Annotated in this window: 16 protein-coding genes; 6 read left to right on the top strand and 10 right to left on the bottom strand. The window is 47.3% G+C overall.

Features of this window, described 5'->3' with window-relative positions:
- A partial coding sequence (locus UXZ23_RS12645) for a ribonucleotide reductase N-terminal alpha domain-containing protein (RefSeq protein WP_320820922.1) occupies window positions 1-866 on the bottom strand: 866 nt, incomplete at its 3' end.
- Window positions 867-1276: 410 nt separating this feature from the next.
- On the opposite strand from UXZ23_RS12645, the gene UXZ23_RS12640 reads away from it, so the two are divergent.
- Complete coding sequence (locus UXZ23_RS12640) at window positions 1277-2017, top strand: response regulator (RefSeq protein ID WP_320820921.1); 741 nt, start codon at window positions 1277-1279, stop codon at window positions 2015-2017.
- 60 nt (window positions 2018-2077) lie between these two features.
- Window positions 2078-3598 carry an ATP-binding protein gene (locus UXZ23_RS12635; protein ID WP_320820920.1) on the top strand — a complete coding sequence of 507 codons (1521 nt, stop codon included), beginning with the start codon at window positions 2078-2080 and terminating at the stop codon, window positions 3596-3598.
- 185 nt (window positions 3599-3783) lie between these two features.
- Here UXZ23_RS12635 and UXZ23_RS12630 read toward each other — a convergent pair whose 3' ends face one another.
- Window positions 3784-4704: a LysR family transcriptional regulator gene (locus UXZ23_RS12630; RefSeq protein ID WP_320820919.1), complete on the bottom strand. Its 921-nt coding sequence runs from the start codon at window positions 4702-4704 to the stop codon at window positions 3784-3786.
- Between the two features lie 53 nt (window positions 4705-4757).
- Entirely contained in the window at window positions 4758-6308 is a 1551-nt protein-coding gene (locus tag UXZ23_RS12625; protein ID WP_320820918.1) for a PAS domain-containing methyl-accepting chemotaxis protein, read from the bottom strand.
- 123 nt (window positions 6309-6431) lie between these two features.
- Between UXZ23_RS12625 and glpK the strand changes: the two genes are divergently transcribed.
- Together glpK and UXZ23_RS12615 are read left to right on the top strand one after the other, a co-directional pair.
- Complete coding sequence (gene glpK, locus UXZ23_RS12620; protein ID WP_320820917.1) at window positions 6432-7910, top strand: glycerol kinase GlpK; 1479 nt, start codon at window positions 6432-6434, stop codon at window positions 7908-7910.
- A 141-nt stretch (window positions 7911-8051) separates the two neighbouring features.
- Window positions 8052-9143 (top strand): GGDEF domain-containing protein, encoded by a 1092-nt coding sequence (locus UXZ23_RS12615; protein WP_320820916.1) that lies wholly within the window; start codon window positions 8052-8054, stop codon window positions 9141-9143.
- A gap of 11 nt (window positions 9144-9154) precedes the next feature.
- Here the strand turns inward: UXZ23_RS12615 and argF are convergent, their stop codons facing one another.
- The 5 genes from argF to maoP form a co-directional block, all read right to left on the bottom strand.
- Complete coding sequence (gene argF, locus UXZ23_RS12610) at window positions 9155-10060, bottom strand: ornithine carbamoyltransferase (RefSeq protein ID WP_320820915.1); 906 nt, start codon at window positions 10058-10060, stop codon at window positions 9155-9157.
- A gap of 21 nt (window positions 10061-10081) precedes the next feature.
- The gene (locus UXZ23_RS12605; protein ID WP_320820914.1) at window positions 10082-11248 is read right to left on the bottom strand and encodes an aspartate aminotransferase family protein; all 1167 of its coding nucleotides are present in this window, start codon (window positions 11246-11248) and stop codon (window positions 10082-10084) included.
- A 141-nt stretch (window positions 11249-11389) separates the two neighbouring features.
- Complete coding sequence (gene rimK, locus UXZ23_RS12600) at window positions 11390-12295, bottom strand: 30S ribosomal protein S6--L-glutamate ligase (protein WP_320820913.1); 906 nt, start codon at window positions 12293-12295, stop codon at window positions 11390-11392.
- Complete coding sequence (locus UXZ23_RS12595; RefSeq protein ID WP_225667421.1) at window positions 12295-12705, bottom strand: ATP-dependent zinc protease; 411 nt, start codon at window positions 12703-12705, stop codon at window positions 12295-12297. The genes rimK and UXZ23_RS12595 overlap by 1 nt, the downstream gene beginning before the upstream one ends.
- Window positions 12698-13045, bottom strand: coding sequence for a DUF413 domain-containing protein (gene maoP, locus UXZ23_RS12590; RefSeq protein WP_015487577.1), 348 nt, complete (start codon window positions 13043-13045; stop codon window positions 12698-12700). The genes UXZ23_RS12595 and maoP overlap by 8 nt, the downstream gene beginning before the upstream one ends.
- A 126-nt stretch (window positions 13046-13171) precedes the next feature.
- Here maoP and UXZ23_RS12585 point away from each other — a divergent pair, with 126 nt between their 5' ends.
- Both UXZ23_RS12585 and UXZ23_RS12580 read left to right on the top strand, forming a co-directional pair.
- On the top strand, window positions 13172-14020 hold the full coding sequence (locus UXZ23_RS12585) for a LysR family transcriptional regulator (protein WP_320820912.1): 849 nt from the start codon (window positions 13172-13174) through the stop codon (window positions 14018-14020).
- Entirely contained in the window at window positions 14017-14979 is a 963-nt protein-coding gene (locus UXZ23_RS12580) for an alcohol dehydrogenase catalytic domain-containing protein (RefSeq protein WP_320820911.1), read from the top strand. The genes UXZ23_RS12585 and UXZ23_RS12580 overlap by 4 nt, the downstream gene beginning before the upstream one ends.
- A 15-nt stretch (window positions 14980-14994) precedes the next feature.
- On the opposite strand, the gene queE is transcribed toward UXZ23_RS12580, so the two are convergent.
- Together queE and queC are read right to left on the bottom strand one after the other, a co-directional pair.
- Window positions 14995-15699, bottom strand: coding sequence for a 7-carboxy-7-deazaguanine synthase (gene queE, locus UXZ23_RS12575; protein WP_320820910.1), 705 nt, complete (start codon window positions 15697-15699; stop codon window positions 14995-14997).
- A complete protein-coding gene (gene queC, locus UXZ23_RS12570) occupies window positions 15700-16362 on the bottom strand; it encodes a 7-cyano-7-deazaguanine synthase QueC (protein ID WP_320820909.1) in 663 nt (220 codons plus the stop codon). It lies immediately after the preceding gene.
- Between the last annotated feature and the right edge of the window lie 434 nt (window positions 16363-16796).

The raw sequence follows: 16796 nt of genomic DNA, 5'->3' as shown, positions 1-16796 counted from the left end.
ACAGCTGTTTGGAAGTGCTTGTAAAATGGAATACAGCCCGTGTGGAAAGCTTCACCGCCACGAATAGGGCTACCCAATGCGCGAATACGACCACCGTTGATGCCGATGCCAGCGCGCTGCGATACGTATTTCACAATCGCTGCTGCAGTAGCGTTGATTGAGTCTAAGCTATCGCCCGCCTCGATCAACACGCATGAACTGAACTGACGAGTCGGGGTACGCACACCGGCCATGATGGGGGTTGGCAATGAGATTTTAAATAATGAGGTTGCGTCGTAGAAGCGTTTGATGTAATCCAAACGACGTTCTTTGTCGTACGACGAGAACAAACAAGCAGCAATCAACACATACAAAAATTGTGCACTTTCGTAAACTTTTCCCGTCACACGGTTTTGTACTAAATATTTGCCTTCAAGTTGCTTTACGGCGGCGTAGCTGAAATTCATGTCACGACTGTGATCAATAAATGCATCCATCGCTGCAAATTCTTCGGCGGTATAGTCCTCGAGTAGGTGACGATCGTAACGTTCGTCCTCAACCATACGCGTTACGTGGTCAAGCAAAGCCGGCGGCTCAAACTGACCGTACGCCTTCTTGCGTAAGTGAAAGATATTCAAGCGTGCTGCCAGATATTGATAATCTGGTGCTTCTTCGGAAATAAGATCCGCGGCGGCTTTGATCAGAGTTTCGTGAATCTCACCTGTCTGAATGCCATCGAAAAACTGAAGATGTGCCTTCAATTCAACTTCTGATACGGACACACGGTCGAGGCCTTCTGCAGCCCAAGTGACAACTTTGTGAATCTTATCGAGATCCAAGGTTTCTTTTCGACCGTCGCGTTTGCTGACGTTTAGCGCGCTGTTCATGTTTTGTGTGCCTGTATTCAAGGGGAAGCTACTCCATCTATCCCTGATGTCTGCGTCTTTACTAATAATGCTTGACGCTTGCAGTCAACATCGGTTAGGAGACGTTCTAAGTATCTGACTTAACGGTGGATTTTTTACTGACCCACAAGATAATGCGGTGACTAGGGGAATTCAACCCCAAGATGTTGGGGTTATTACATTGTCAGGTGTGGATAACTTGTGTGTAGGTGGTGGACACCTTCGGGATGCTTTTCCACAGACGTGATGGCCAGTGAGTTACGAGAATTTACAGACATTTGCTCGGGTAACCGGAACAATGCATAAGTTACTGTGCAACATTGCGTAACAACGTCTAAAGTTAGTACAGGTGCCTTTAACGGGTAGCAGAGAGAAAGGAACGGTACTTGTCCATGTTAAAACATGAAAGCGGTCATAACCCAGAAGAAAATTGGCGAATTCTTATTGTCGAAGACGATGAGCGTCTAGCTGCGCTGACTAAAGATTATTTAGAGAGCAACGGGCTGAAAGTGTCGGTAGAAGGTGACGGCAGTCGCGCTATTGAGCGTATTAAAACGGAACAGCCAGATCTTGTGGTTTTGGATTTGATGTTGCCAGGTGAAGATGGGCTGGCGGTTTGCCGCATAGTGCGTCCTTACTACAAAGGGCCAATCTTAATGTTGACAGCCCGCACTGAAGATCTAGATCAGGTATTGGGCTTAGAGATGGGGGCGGATGATTATGTTGCCAAGCCAGTGCGTCCAAGAGTATTGCTGGCCCGTATTCGTGCTTTGTTGCGTCGAGTAACCGATGGTCCAGACGAAGAAGCGACTGTTAGTGGCTCAGAAAACCGTCTCACATTCGGTAATTTGGTAGTCGATAGCGCGATGCGAGAAGCTTGGCTAGAAGGACAAAGCATTGATCTGACCAGTGCTGAGTTTGATTTGCTCTGGTTGTTAAGTAGTAGCGCCGGTAAAGTGCTCACTCGTGAAGAAATTTTCAACCAGCTGCGCGGTATTGAATACGACGGACAGGATCGTTCGATTGACGTTAGGGTATCGCGCATTCGACCTAAGGTTGGTGACGACCCCATGAATCCTAAGCGTATCAAGACGGTACGTAGTAAGGGATATTTGTTCGTCAAAGAAATCTGATCGCCGGGGGATGCGGCTATATTTATTCGGGTTTACGCGGGCCTGTTAGGGGCCCTGTTGATGGTTGCCATATTATGTATGGCAGCGCTTCAGCTGGTTAACTTTGTGCGTTCTGCACAATTCAATGAAGAGATTGTCAGTGGCAGTCTCGTTCTTCTTGCTCAACGATTGCACAATGATCCTGATTCATTGGCGGAGCTATCTGCGCGCTTTGACGCGGATATTCGTATTCTTCCTGACGAGCAGGGGCCGAAAGATTCATACGAACGCACGCGCTTGGATCGCGATCAGGTATTGATTACCACCAGTAGCGACGGTCGAACTGCGCATGTATTACGACGGATGCCCGAAAATCAGTGGTTAGATGTGAGTCTGAATACGGTTACCGAAGTGCAAGCGCAGGCGACAGCGTATTTGATTTTGGAAGATTGGCAGCGCAGTGGTGAGAGCATTGACGACTTTTTAGTGAAGATGCGGCCATTATTTGGCTTTCCGTTGTCGACAATCGACATTAATGAATTGTTTTTGTCCGACGCTGATTTTGCGCGCATGCAATATGGCGATGTCTTAGTACGGATATCAATCGAGGGCAATCGTGCTGAAGCTTTAGCCAAAATACCGGGCCAAGCCAAAGCGCTGCGGCTGGGTCCTATTGATGCCTTTGATCCATACTCTTGGCAAGCCATTGTGGTGATCGCGTCCATTGGTATTTTGCTGATTGGTTTGGGTGTTTATTGGGTCGTGAATTCTTTTGAAATGCGTTTGCGCAAGCTAGAGCAGGCAACTACGCGCCTTGCTCAGGGGCACCTCAACGCTCGCGTGGCGATTAGCGGTAAAGATCCGGTAAGTAGGCTAGGTCAGTCGTTTAACAAGATGGCAGAGCACATACAGCGCCTAATTTCCATTCAACGAGAAATGGTACGTGCGGTATCGCATGAATTGCGCACGCCTGTGGCTCGTATTCGTTTTGGTGTGCAAATTATTGAAGACTCGGTTCCCGACGATCCGTTTGTTAGTAAACAACTCAGCGGTATGGATTCGGATATTCAAGAGTTGGATGAATTAATTGACGAAATTTTAACCTATGCGCGCTTAGAAGAGGGCGGCCCGTTGCTCGACTTCCAGCGCACTAACGTTGCTGCGTTGGCCATTCAAGTGGTTACTGAGGCGCGACCACCTTCTCATGTTACCGTCGGCTACAACGGTGGTGATCCTAAAAATAATCTGGAGTCGGATGTTGAGTCGCGTTATATCCATCGCGCGATTCAGAATTTGGTGGGTAATGCTGGGCGTTACGCTGCGACGCGTGTCGAGGTGACCTGCAACATTAGTGGAGATACTTGCCGCGTGGATGTTGAGGATGACGGCCCAGGTATTCCAGAGGAAGATTGGGACCGTGTCTTTACGGCATTTGCGCGGCTAGACGACAGCCGAACTCGAGCGTCTGGCGGTTACGGTTTAGGTTTGTCGATCGTGCGGCGTATTGTCTATTGGCATGGGGGGCGCGCTATGGTGAGTCGCAGTGAGCGTTTAGGGGGAGCGAAATTTAGTTTGATTTGGCCGCGTACTCAGTATGAGTGATTATTAGATCTAACACTTTATACTTACAAGTGGTTACATAACGCTACGTACTTGCAACAGACGAACGTGTTAGATCAGGCCAATATAGCGACACGTATCCTTTGGAGACGTGGTGAGAATGTAGCGACACTCCGTAGTCGTTTACTTTGGGGCTCAAGTTTTGAGCCCTTTTTTTTGTCTGAAATTTATAGGGCTACGGGTAAAATTCCAGGCAAATTACTGAAACAGCTATCTAACGCTTGCTGTAAAAAATCACGCATGTAGTGGGTATCTTGCTGATCTTTTCGCACAGCAGCGTAAAGCGTCGGCCAGACGCCATCGACTCCTAAAGGCCTTGCAGTCACAAGTTTGCTATCTAAATAAGGCTGCAATGCCCAGCTTGGCAAGCATGCGACACCGCGACCACTGGCTACCAATTGAATCATCATTAGGGTTAATTCTGTTTGCCGAGTCGATTGCGGCTCGATGCCTAATGGACTTAAAAAATATTCAAAAATATCTAAGCGCCGGCGATCAACAGGATAGTGGATGAGTGTTTCTTCACGTAAATCTTCTGGTTTCACAAACGCTTCTGCAATCAAACGATGTTGGTTCGCAAGGGCCAAAACTGATTGGTAGCGAAATAGCGGTTGGTAGTGAATATCAGCATGGGGGGCCGGATCAGAAGTCACGACAAGATCAATATCGCCGCGTATGAGTGCTGGAATTGGTTCAAAATGAAAGCTTGTGCTGAAATCAATTTCGACTTCTGGCCAGTGATCTCGAAAGCGATTAATTGCTGGCATTAGCCAATCAAAGCAACTGTGACACTCAATGGCCATATGTAAGCGCCCACTGTGGCCGCTGGCCAGCTTCTGAAGGTTACGTTCAGTTTGGCTCATGAGTGGCAGAACTTTATCGGCTAACTGCAATAGCTCAAGGCCAGCCCGAGTAAAACGCAGAGGTTTACTTTTACGTTCAAAGAGTGGGCTATTGAGGCGCTCTTCTAAATCTTTTAATTGATGAGAGAGCGCCGATTGTGTGAGATGCATGCGGCGCGCCGCTTCAACTAGGCTGCCACCGTCTCGTAAAGCAGCGAGGGTACGCAAATGTCGGATATCGAGCATAAGAAACTTCTTGAGTTAAATTCAACCAATATATAGTTCCCTATGTTAATCCTTCATATACCTTGCTGGAAGCGATGAATAATTTGATTTTGATCGTTCATAAGGAGAGCGAGATTGTCACACTCTTTATTCACCCCTCCTGCAAGCGACTCAGCATCTTGCGCTAGCGCTTCCAGTTGGGATAAGTTGTTATGAATGCTTTCTGCAGAGCTACTTTGCTCATCAACGGAGTCGCGATTGGTATCGGTTATATGCTTGATATCATTGAGTCCTGAGCGAATATTAGCGAATACATCCGTGATCTTTTGAGCTAATTGCAGAGTGTGTTCGGTAGACTTTTCACCTTGTTTCATTGCTTCAACAGCAAATTCACTATGCTGATTTAAGCCATTCACAATCGTTTGAATTTCGGCAGCTGATTCTTGTGTACGCCGCGCTAGATTGCGCACTTCGTCGGCAACCACGGCGAATCCTCGACCTTGATCTCCGGCACGAGCGGCTTCAATTGCGGCATTTAATGCTAGCAAGTTGGTTTGTTCAGCGATGTCACTAATGGCTTGAAGAAACCGATTAACGGCTTGTACTTCTTCGGTTAAGCGGGAAACCGCGTCTGCCGTGCTACGTAACTCACCTTGCAGTGATTCTGTTTGAGTGACCATCACACTCATATCTTGCAGTCCTTGTTGTGCTGTCGAGTTGGCGCTTGTGGATGCCGCAGCAGAGGATGTACTGTTATCTAAAATTCGTTTAGCGATGGCTTGAATATGATGGCTGGTTTTCCCAACGGCTTGTGTATGACTGCGTTGCTCTTGTACCCGCTTTAGCGTAGTGCTGGATAACTCGAGGGTGGTATGCGTGGCTGTTTTTAGATGATCTGTATTATCGGCGATACGCACTAACACAGTTTGTAGGCGTCGGCGATGAGCATATAGTGCAAACTCTATGGCTCCTCGGCTGCCGAAATGACCTGTGTAAATCCACGCCATTAATTCGTCATCTATAACTTTAGTGCCACTAATGCGAAGTTTTCGTTCACTTTGGCGTTGCATCAAAATACTGGCAAATGCAGCGATTAAAGCTGCTAAGGTAATAAACCAATCGGCTTTAAATGCTGCTGTTGCGACGATCAGTGTGCTCCAAATCGCGAGTTGCGGAATCATTGCGCGCCAGCGGTGAGCGATTGGAAATGGTGATTGTTTTTGACGCAGGTGTTTATATGCTTCTTCTGCGCGGACGATTTGTTCTCTCGATGGTTTTACTCGAACGGACTCATAGCCAACGACTTCTTTGTTGTCTTGGAGTGGAGTGACGTACGCATCGACCCAATAAAATCCGCCATCTTTTGTGCGGTTTTTAACCATGCCCAACCAATGTTGGCCGGATTTCAATGTTTGCCACATGGACGAGAACGCGACTTCGGGCATATCGGGATGTCGTACCAGATTATGCGGTGCTCCCATGAGCTCATTACGGGAGAACCCACTAATATTTACGAAGGCAGCGTTACAGTGAGTGATAACCCCTTTTAAATTAGTGGACGAAACTAACGGAGCATTGTCCTTAAGAGATACCTCGTTGTTGTTTACTGGCTGATTGTTACGCATTAACTTGTACCACGATTATTCATAATGTCTGAAACTATAGCCAATGGGTGTCGAAATGCCGCATTTTTTGACCCATTTGGATATATTTATGATTCAAAATAAAAATATTGCTAGGAGCGCTGCATGTCAGGCTATTTGCTGAGTCTTGATCAAGGTACGACAAGTAGTCGAGCCATCGTGTTTTCTCATCAAGGTGAGATCGTCGCGACGGGGCAGCATGAATTTCCCCAGCATTTCCCTCATTCTGGCTGGGTAGAGCATGAGCCGCAGGATATTTGGAATTCCACTATAGATAGCGCTCGAGAGGCGATCGCGAGGGCGGGTATTCAGACCGCTGACATAACCGCGATTGGTATTACTAATCAGCGCGAAACGACGTTAGTTTGGGATCGCCATACGGGAGAACCCGTTTATCGAGCGATTGTTTGGCAGGATCGCCGCACGGCTGAAGAGTGTTTACCTTTGCAGCAGCATACCAATATGTTGCGCGAGCGCACTGGGTTGCTTCCAGATCCTTATTTTTCCGCAACCAAAATTGCTTGGATTTTGGATAATATTGACGGCGCTCGTGCTCGAGCTGAAGCCGGAGACTTACTTTTTGGTACGGTGGATAGCTATTTATTGTGGCGCCTAACCGATGGCACCGTGCATGCAACGGATGCAACCAATGCTTCTCGCACGCTGTTGTTCAATATTCATACTCAGCAGTGGGATGAGGAATTATTGGCTTTATTTCGTGTACCTCGTCAAATGATGCCAGAAGTAAAGGATAGTGCCGCGGATTTTGGCCACAGCGCTGCGCATTGGTTTGATGGCGAAATTGCGATCGCAGGCATCGCTGGGGATCAGCAAGCGGCGCTGATTGGTCAGGCTTGCTTCAACGCGGGTATGGCGAAGAGCACATATGGCACGGGGTGTTTTGTGATCTTGAACACAGGCAAGCAGGCGTTAACATCGGAACATAGACTACTAACAACGGTTGCTTACCGTCTCAATGGTCAGGTGACCTATGCGCTGGAAGGGTCCATCTTTATGGCCGGTGCTACTATCCAGTGGATTCGAGATGGGTTGCAGTTGATTAGCAACGCTCAGGAGTCGCAATCGCTGGCCGAAGAGACGGGATACGATAATTCAGTGTATATGGTGCCAGCGTTTGCAGGATTAGGTGCACCTTACTGGGACCCAGATGCGCGTGGCGCCATATTAGGGTTGAGTCGAGATACAGGTATTAAAGAAATTGTAACGGCGGGACTACAAGCGGTGTGTTACCAAACTCGCGATTTATTAGACGCTATGGCGGGTGATGGTGTTCGTCCTGCGGAGCTGCGTGTCGATGGTGGTATGGTTGTTAATGATTGGTTAGTGCAATGTTTGGCCGATATTTCCGGTGTGCCGATTACTCGCCCAAAGGTGACTGAAACCACTGCGCTTGGCGCTGCTTTTTTAGCAGGTTTGCAAACTGGTGTATTTAATACCCTCGATGATGTGTCACGACTTTGGGTTCACGAACGTGCATTTATACCGGAGCTGGATTTAACGACGCGCGAGCGTTTATATCAGGGATGGCAGCATGCAGTGAAGCGAGTTTGCAAGGTCGAATAAGCTTTTGTCTATGATATAGATGTTAGTTATAAAAATGAGTTCTTAAATTCGTGTTCGTTTGTTGGTATTACGTAATTTGACATAGCCGAGGAGTGTTGAAGACTGCTAGTCTTTGGCCTCTCCGGCGCATAGGAAGCCTGTATGGGACAGCTGCAGAGGGACATCTTACGTCGCCATGGTTTGGCGATTGCAGGTATGCTCTTGTTTACCTTGGTGTATATCACTGGGTATAAAATTGAATATGAAATTGAGGAACTAAACAGCGTTTTAGTTCTTTTCTCTGTCTTTTGGTTTGGACAGATCTTTCTTGTGTCTCTTGTTTGGTCTGGTGTTAGTAAGCGCTTCAAAGATCCTAGCCTAACTTTGCCTATGATGCTTTGGATTATCACGCTTGTATCTATGATGATGTTCGCCGCTCCAGCACTGCGCTCTATTATTATGCTCGGCTTTTTGAATGTTTTAGCGTTTGGTGTATTTCGCCTAAGCTGGCGCGAGTTCATTGGTGTCTCGCTATATACCGTTGCCTGCTACACCTTGGTTGTATTCGGCATTAATTACACGCGCAGCGGTACTTTAATGCCGGAGCTAGAAGCACTTACCGGTATTGCATTTCTGACCAGCATCTTTGTTTACGCCCTCACTGGACGTGAATTCACAGTATTGCGCCGTGCCTATCGTGAGAAAAATCAAGAATTGCGTCGAGCATTGGCCCGCATTGAAGAACTTGCCGTAACGGATGAGCTTACCGGCCTTAATAATCGTCGTTATTTACTGCGTACGTTAGAGAAGCAGCGCGCATTATCAAATCGTGAAAGTCTGCCTTTTGTACTGGCCTTCGTGGATATCGACAATTTCAAAACGGTCAACGATGACCATGGTCACCGCATCGGTGATCAAGTGTTGGCTGAGTTGTCGCATCTATTGCGGGTATCAATTCGGGAAGTCGATTTAGCAGCACGTTATGGTGGCGAAGAATTTGTGCTGTTACTGAGTGGGTTGTCGTTAGAGGCCGCAAGCAGTGTGTTAGAGCGGATTAGGATATCGATAGAGTCGAGCAAGCTATCGGAAGCTGAGCTCACGTTGACGGTTTCAATCGGTGTTGCTCAATATCACAATGGTGAAGAAGGGGACGAGCTGCTCAATCGAGCAGATCGTTTATTGTATAAAGCTAAACGAGCGGGTCGAAACCGAGTTGAGCTTGAAAGCGGCTCAACTCTTCAGATTACGAGCTGATTTGTTTCGATTTAATCTTCTTGGCAAAGTAGGAATTCAAGCAACGCCTTTTGCGCGTGTAAGCGGTTCTCAGCTTCGTCCCAGACAACCGCACGTGGGTCATCAAGGAGGTCTAGGCTGACTTCTTCACCACGGTGTGCTGGTAAGCAATGCATAAACAACACATCACTGGCGGCCAGATCCAATAACTCACGCGAAACCTGATAGTTACGGAACTTGGCTTTACGTTGCTGCTGTTCATCTTCTTGACCCATTGAAGCCCATACATCGGTAGCAACAAGGTGAGCCCCTCTGACAGCTTCTTTTGGATCAGTAAATAACAATACTCGATCTTGAGCTTCAGCAACGATATCTGCTCTCGGTTCAAAACCTTCCGGCGTAGCAATACGCAATTTGAAGTCAAATTGTTGTGCTGCATTGATATACGACTGGCACATGTTATTGCCATCGCCGATCCATGCAACGGTTTTGCCTTTAATAGAACCACGATGCTCGACGAAGGTTTGAATATCAGCCAGCAACTGACAGGGATGATAATCGTCAGTAAGCGCATTAATTACCGGTACGCGGGAGTTTGCGGCGAAACATTCAATATCTTCATGATCGAAAGTTCGGATCATAACGACGTCGACCATTCGCGATAGCACGCGAGCACTGTCTTCGATCGGTTCACCGCGACCTAGTTGGGTATCTCGTGGCGATAAAAAGATAGCGCCGCCACCCAATTGGATCATGCCAGTTTCAAACGATACGCGTGTGCGAGTCGAAGACTTTTCAAAGATCATCCCTAGTACGCGATTTTTCAATGGCTCGTAAATGACGCCTTTGTGTTGCATCGCTTTTAGCTCTATCGCTCGCTCGATGACCCAATTGAGTTCATCTGAGGAAAGATCCATCAACGTTAAAAAATGTCTCACATCCGTTCCTTATCTTTGCGCTTAGTTAAGCGCTTCGATTAGCTGGCTCACGATCTCAACGATCTGATCTGCATCAGTTTGCGTAAGATTAAGTGGCGGCAACAACCGCACCACATTGCCGGCTGTCACGTTCAGCAATAAGCCTTTATCCAATGCTGCTGCCATCAGTTGGGGGCAATCTTGATTGATCACCAAACCGACCATTAAGCCGCGTCCTCTAATGGATACCAATTGTTCTTTACCGGCTAAACGCGCCGTGAATTGATCGCGTAAATACTGCCCCATTTTTGCGGCATTATCGGTCAAATTCTCATTTACGATCGTATTTACTACAGCTACGCCTGCGGCACAAGCTAGTGGGTTACCACCATAGGTTGAACCATGATTACCCGGCTGTAATATTTCAGCGGCACGACCACGAGCTAAACAGGCACCGATAGGTACGCCATTGCCTAAACCTTTAGCGGTGGTAACGACATCCGGCATAAAACCGCACTGTTGGTAACAGAAATAAGTACCTGTACGGCCATTACCGGTTTGGATCTCATCAACCAGCATTAACAAATCATTGTTGTCGCACAGGGTGCGCACGCCTTGCAGGTACTCATTGCTAGCGGTAGCCAAACCACCTTCGCCTTGAACGGGTTCTAACATAACAGCAACCACATTTGGGTTCGATTTCACCACAGCCGTTAGCGTATTCAGATCAGTAAATGGCACCCGAATGAAACCACCTAGTAATGGACCGAAACCTTCTTGGGCTTTGGCATTACCGGTTGCCGTTAACGTCGCGATGGTACGGCCATGGAATGCCTTAGTCATTACAATAATAATAGGCTCATGTATGCCTTTCTGATGGCCAAACTTGCGTGCGATTTTAATCGCTGCTTCATTTGCTTCAGCACCAGAATTAGAAAAGAAAACATTATCCATACCCGATACGCTTACGAGTGCTTCTGCCAATTCTTGTTGACGACCAACACCGTAAAGATTGGATGTATGGATGAGTGTTTCGGCTTGTTCTTGAATAGCACGCGTAACGGCTGGGTGTGCATGGCCTAAGCCGCACACAGCAATACCGCTCAGAGCGTCGAGATATCGGCGGCCATCAGTGTCCGTAAGCCAGCTTCCTTGGCCAGAAGTAAAAGTTACGGACAGACGACCGTAGGTATTCATGATGGCTTGCATATTGGCGATGTCCTCAAAACGCAAAAGGGCAGCCTTTGCTGCCCGGAAGGGGGAGCATAATACGAAAGGGTGTGTATTTTGTAAACGATCTACGAAAACCAGTGCTAAAACACCGGTTTTTCGTCGTTAAAAGATAAAAACTCAGCCTTTTCCGCGGGTGCGAGTGTTGTTGACGCGTGCGTTCTTCTCAATAAAGATAATGATTTTGCTCGCGACATCAATCCCTGTTGATGTTTCGATGCCTTCGATACCTGGTGATGAATTAACCTCCATCACCACCGGGCCGTGATTCGAACGCAAAATATCAACACCGGCAACATTGAGGCCCATGGTGCGGGCAGCACGAACCGCTGTTGCTCGTTCTTCTGGAGTAATACGCACGATAGAAGCGGATCCGCCACGATGTAAGTTAGAACGGAATTCACCTTCTGCGGCTTGGCGCTTCATGGCGGCTACTACTCGATCACCGACAACGAAACAACGAATGTCTGCACCGCCAGCTTCTTTGATGTATTCCTGCACCATAATGTTGGCTTTTAAACCCATAAAAGCTTCGATAACACTTTCTGCTGCCTTACGGGTTTCCGCCAATACCACGCCAATGCCTTGGGTGCCCTCAAGTAACTTGATAACCAGGGGCGCGCCGCCAACCATCTTAATTAAATCGGGAATGTCATCTGGGCTATGGGCAAAACCAGTAATCGGAAGGCCAATACCTTTACGAGCCATAAGTTGCATCGAGCGGAGTTTATCTCGTGAACGACTGATCGCGACGGATTCGTTCAATGGGTAAACTCCCATCATCTCGAACTGGCGTAACACAGCGGTACCGTAAAACGTAATAGACGCACCAATACGTGGAATGACGGCGTCAAAGTCATCTAGCTCTTCACCTTTGTAGTGAATGCTCGAATCAAGACTGTTGATATTCATATAGCAGTGCAGCGTATCGAGTACCTGTACTTCATGCCCTCGGGCCTCAGCTGCTTCAACTAAACGACGAGTTGAGTAAAGGTTTGCACCACGGGAGAGAATTGCGATTTTCATTAAGATTCGGCCTCAACATCGACCAGAAAGCGGCCAGCTAACGCCTTTCTCCCAATCAACATAGGATATTTCATACTGCCGCGATGACTAAGGCTGAGTTCGATATCCCAGCGTTGATCTTTAGCAATAAGTTCTGTTTTTACAATATAACGATGACTGCGATCGCCATTCGAACTGGCGATAACACGACGATCGATGACTTTAGCTTCGCAAATTTGATCTAGATGAGCCGCCGCCTTGTGGAACAGTACGTGAAAACGTACCCAGCGTTCGCCATCACGGGTAAATGGCTCTATTTGCTCAGCATGAAGGCTGCTGGTGCAGGCACCGGTGTCTACTTTGGCATCACACTCGATGCCAAAGAGGGGGAGTTGAATGGTTTCGATGTATCCGATGATGGGTTTAATCATCGGTATCGATAGAGTCTGATCCGGTATCTGAAACCGCAGCAGACGAGGCTGTAAAGTAAATCTGTTTACGTGCCAATGCTTTCATATAAGTACTCCAAGTACGTTCTACTTCGCTTTGCGGCTCGATTTCTTGTTTGCACATACTGACGAAACGCTCTTCTTCATCAGTAACAGGCTCACGTGTACCTTCATGCAGTGCTTTCAATGCTACACCCATGGATTCTAAAATTTGCGCTTGGTTGCGGGTGAAGTCACCGGCACGCTGGAATCCACGAGGGAAGTTCAAGTCATCAAAGAACTTCTTGGGGCTTTCAAAACTCTTCACTTGGATATTACTCATTATGCACCTACTATCCCGAGGGGTCTTTGAGAGGCTTCAAAGGGTATTTGCAGCGGAGTATGGTCAGCCATGATTCCGTGGTAAAACAAAAAAAACTTATCGTTACATTAAAGTTTTTTGGTTGATATGGACACAGAATTACTAAAAACATTTATGGAAGTTTCTCGCACTCGACATTTTGGTCGTGCGGCAGAGAATCTATACCTTACACAATCCGCAGTTAGCTTCCGTATTCGTCAATTGGAAGGCTTGCTTGGCGTAGAGTTATTTTCGCGTCAGCGCAATAATATCCAATTGACCAGTGCCGGCGAAAAGCTGATGCCATTAGCTGAAAGCAGCGTGTTGCTGGAGCAACGTATCCGGCAGGAGGTAGCGATTGCGAATGGCAGTAACTATCAGTTTTCGCTCGGAGCGACCCCAAATCTCTGGGATGCTGTTTTGCAACAACGCTTACCCATGCTGCTAAGTCGACCCGGTATTGCGGTGAATGCCATGGCACATAGTAGTAGCACTTTAGTACGACAAATTATCGAACGGACGTTAGATCTGGCTTTTGTTTTCGATGCGCCAAAGGTCGATGAGCTGCACAGTCAGGAGGTGATGACCGTTCCTTTGGCTTTGGTCGCCTCGCAGCCATGTAAAAATTGGCAAGAGGCTACCGAGCTAGGTTACGTATTGGTCGACTGGGGGACATCTTTTCAGATTCAGCACGCGCAAGAATTCAAAGGCATGGTGTCGCCTGGCTTAAAAACCAATACCGGCAGGATTGCGATGGATGCGATTCTATCCCATGGCGGTAGTGCTTATTTGCCCGAGCCTATGATTGCGCAGTATGTAGAGTCGGGTGAATTGCATGTGATCGCTGGAGCACCAGAGCTTAACCGCGTTGTATATGCAACTTGCCATAGTAGCCGTAGTGATGATCCGTTATTGGCGGATATTATTCAGGGGCTAATGGAGACATCAGAGTCATGATATTGAAAAATTCAGCATGGCAGTTCGAAACCACAGGTAACCCGGATGTCTTGCAGGTAGTAGATATCGCTATGCCTGAGGTGTTGCCGGGGCAAGTCTTGTTGCGTGTGATGGCTTCTGGTTTTAATCCTATTGACACCAAAATTAGAGCAGGTTTAGCGCCAATAGCAGCCGATAATAATGTGCCTGGATGCGATGTATGCGGTGAAGTCGTAGAAGTAGGTGAAGGCGTCAGTCAATTTGTCGTGGGTGACTTGGTTTATGGTTGCGCTGGTGGAGTGAAAGGCAGTAGCGGTACCTTGTGTCGCTACTTGTGTGCAGATGCTGCATTGCTTGCTTATAAGCCCGAGTCGATTACTCCAGGGCAAGCTGCAGCACTTCCTTTAGTGAGTATTACTGCCTTTGATGCGCTAGAGCGTTTAAATGTCACTGCTGGCGATGATCTTCTTATTATGGGAGGGAGTGGTGGAGTTGGTCAGATGGCAGTGCAATTAGCAAAGTTAAAAGGCGCTAATGTGACAGCAACCGCGGGTTCCACTGCAGGGATTGAGTTTATAGCGGCATTCGGTGCGAAAGGCATTCGTCACGCGGATGTGGTAAGTGTACAAGGTAGTTTCAATAAGGTCCTAGATACCCATGGGGGTGAAAGTTTCCAAGCCGCATTGGTGGCTGCGGGATCTAGTGCTCAAGTCGCAACCATTAATGCACGTAATACCTATGATTTAGCTCAAGCGCATGCCAAAGCTTTAACCATTCATGCTGTATTTATGTTGTTGCCTCTACTGACGGGTAATGGTCGGCGAGTGCACGGTGAGTTTTTAACGTGGTTAGCTGGTGCTATTGATGGCGGTAACGTGGTCCCACCTGTTGTTGAAGCGCTACCCGCAGCTGATGTTATTGATGTTCATAAGCGCTATGAAAATGGTGAGCTCAAACACAAGGTTGTTTTTATTTTCTAAAACGGTATCGAGTTGCTACTCGATACCAATCATTTTGTGCGTCTGTAAACTTAACTTCCACTTCGGATGTTTAAGGCAATAGTTCAAAGCTTTTTGCGTATTGCTTCCAGATAGCCCCTCTTTAGCCCCTTCGAGTTTATCGCTGGCCAATACCACAGGCTGATAATCAGCCATTGGCTGTAAGTAATAGTGATCGGCTTCTATATGCTCAAAGCGTTCAGGCATCGCCAATAGTTGTGGGTAAACCAATTTGAGTTCGTCGCAGCGAATAAACGCTAGCTCAGCATCGGCTTTGGGGCTCAGGCATACCCAGTCGATACCTTGAGGGAGTGGAAGTGTTCCGTTAGTTTCTACCGCCACCTCGAAGCCTGCGTCATGGAAAGCGTTAATCAAAGCAGCGTCTAATTGTAATAGAGGTTCGCCACCGGTGCAGACAACGTAGGGTTTTCCCTGAATATTGGCTCCCTTGGTTTTACCAGGCCATAAATTTGCAACGAGTTCGACCAATGCTTGCTTGCTGTACTCGCCGCCGTTATTGCCATCGGTGCCAATAAAGTCGGTATCGCAGAATTGGCAAACGGCTGCGGCGCGTGACTCTTCTCGACCGTTCCAAAGATTACACTTACTAAAACGACAGAATACAGCCGCACGACCGGCTTGGGCTCCTTCCCCTTGAAGGGTGTAAAAAGCTTCTTTAACTCGATAGAAATTCGTCGCCATTTACATCGACTCGTAGGGTAGAGGGTCTGTCGCATTATTCAGAGTAAAGGCTTCTAAGCGCTCGACACATGAACCACACTTGCCACAGGCCTTTTCGCGACCGTTGTAACAAGTCCAGGTTTTACCGTAATCCAGACTCATGGCTAAGCCATCTTTTAGAATCTCGGTCTTATCACCATTTAAGTAAGGAGTAACAATGTCAACCGGATCATAGTTCGCGAGTTTAGCGACGCGATTCATCGCGTGAACAAAATCGGGGCGGCAATCAGGATAGATAGCATGGTCGCCAGAATGGGCACCATAGAATACTTTCGATGCACCTATATCAACCGCGTAGCCAATCGCGAGGGATAGCAAAATCATATTGCGGTTTGGAACCACCGTAGATTTCATATTGGCGGCTTCGTAGTGTCCCTCTGGAATCTCAATGTCTGAGGTTAACGACGAACTCTGTAGCAGCTGATTGATCGCGGTGATATCGATGATGCGGTGTGGTACTTCGAGTTCTTGGCATACAGAGATAGCGTACTGAATCTCTTTCTTATGCTTCTGACCATAATCGAAGGTGAGGGCATACAGCTCATAACCTTCTTGCTTGGCTTTATTAAGAATGGTGAACGAATCCATGCCACCTGAATAAATGACAACAGCCTTCTCCGACATGGGAACCTCTATAGCAATACTGGAACTAAACGTTAGCTCAGTAGGGAGCTAACGGTGCTTTCTATATAAGAGTGGCAAGTATACGCACTTTGCAGCAGCCTTTGAAAAAAACTTTCACAAACTTGTTGACGGCAGAACTGAGGTCTCTATAATGCGCACCTCTTGATCGCTACGGCGCTTAAGTTGGAGCGAAAACTCCTTATTTTTCAAAGGCTTAGTGATTTCTTTTGGTTTTCAAGTCTTCGGAAAGTTTCTCAAGAAAGGTGTTGACGAAAGTCAAAATTAGCGTAAGATTCGCAGCCTGTTTTGAGAGAGTGACGCCTTCGGGTAGATGTCTAAAGTCTTGTAAGCCTTTGATTTTAAACGAAATTTTAAAATAAAAAGCTTGCAAGGTAGATTAAAAGTGCGGTAGAATGCACTCGCAGATGAAAGCC

It is taken from the genome of Thalassolituus sp. (assembly GCF_034111725.1).
In the GTDB taxonomy this organism is placed as follows: domain Bacteria; phylum Pseudomonadota; class Gammaproteobacteria; order Pseudomonadales; family Oceanobacteraceae; genus Thalassolituus.
Note: the sequence above shows the minus strand (reverse complement) of the source record. Positions and strands in the feature narration are given on the sequence as shown.

What these genes read in the sequence shown, in the direction of transcription:
- queE (WP_320820910.1), bottom strand. Translation starts at nt 15,699, where the DNA reads ATGGCGACGAATTTCTATCGAGTTAAAGAAGCTTTTTACACCCTTCAA.
- glpK (WP_320820917.1), top strand. Translation starts at nt 6,432, where the DNA reads ATGTCAGGCTATTTGCTGAGTCTTGATCAAGGTACGACAAGTAGTCGA.
- UXZ23_RS12585 (WP_320820912.1), top strand. Translation starts at nt 13,172, where the DNA reads ATGGACACAGAATTACTAAAAACATTTATGGAAGTTTCTCGCACTCGA.
- UXZ23_RS12595 (WP_225667421.1), bottom strand. Translation starts at nt 12,705, where the DNA reads ATGATTAAACCCATCATCGGATACATCGAAACCATTCAACTCCCCCTC.
- UXZ23_RS12635 (WP_320820920.1), top strand. Translation starts at nt 2,078, where the DNA reads ATGGTTGCCATATTATGTATGGCAGCGCTTCAGCTGGTTAACTTTGTG.
- UXZ23_RS12625 (WP_320820918.1), bottom strand. Translation starts at nt 6,308, where the DNA reads ATGCGTAACAATCAGCCAGTAAACAACAACGAGGTATCTCTTAAGGAC.
- UXZ23_RS12630 (WP_320820919.1), bottom strand. Translation starts at nt 4,704, where the DNA reads ATGCTCGATATCCGACATTTGCGTACCCTCGCTGCTTTACGAGACGGT.
- maoP (WP_015487577.1), bottom strand. Translation starts at nt 13,045, where the DNA reads ATGAGTAATATCCAAGTGAAGAGTTTTGAAAGCCCCAAGAAGTTCTTT.
- UXZ23_RS12605 (WP_320820914.1), bottom strand. Translation starts at nt 11,248, where the DNA reads ATGCAAGCCATCATGAATACCTACGGTCGTCTGTCCGTAACTTTTACT.
- queC (WP_320820909.1), bottom strand. Translation starts at nt 16,362, where the DNA reads ATGTCGGAGAAGGCTGTTGTCATTTATTCAGGTGGCATGGATTCGTTC.
- UXZ23_RS12615 (WP_320820916.1), top strand. Translation starts at nt 8,052, where the DNA reads ATGGGACAGCTGCAGAGGGACATCTTACGTCGCCATGGTTTGGCGATT.
- UXZ23_RS12640 (WP_320820921.1), top strand. Translation starts at nt 1,277, where the DNA reads ATGTTAAAACATGAAAGCGGTCATAACCCAGAAGAAAATTGGCGAATT.
- UXZ23_RS12580 (WP_320820911.1), top strand. Translation starts at nt 14,017, where the DNA reads ATGATATTGAAAAATTCAGCATGGCAGTTCGAAACCACAGGTAACCCG.
- rimK (WP_320820913.1), bottom strand. Translation starts at nt 12,295, where the DNA reads ATGAAAATCGCAATTCTCTCCCGTGGTGCAAACCTTTACTCAACTCGT.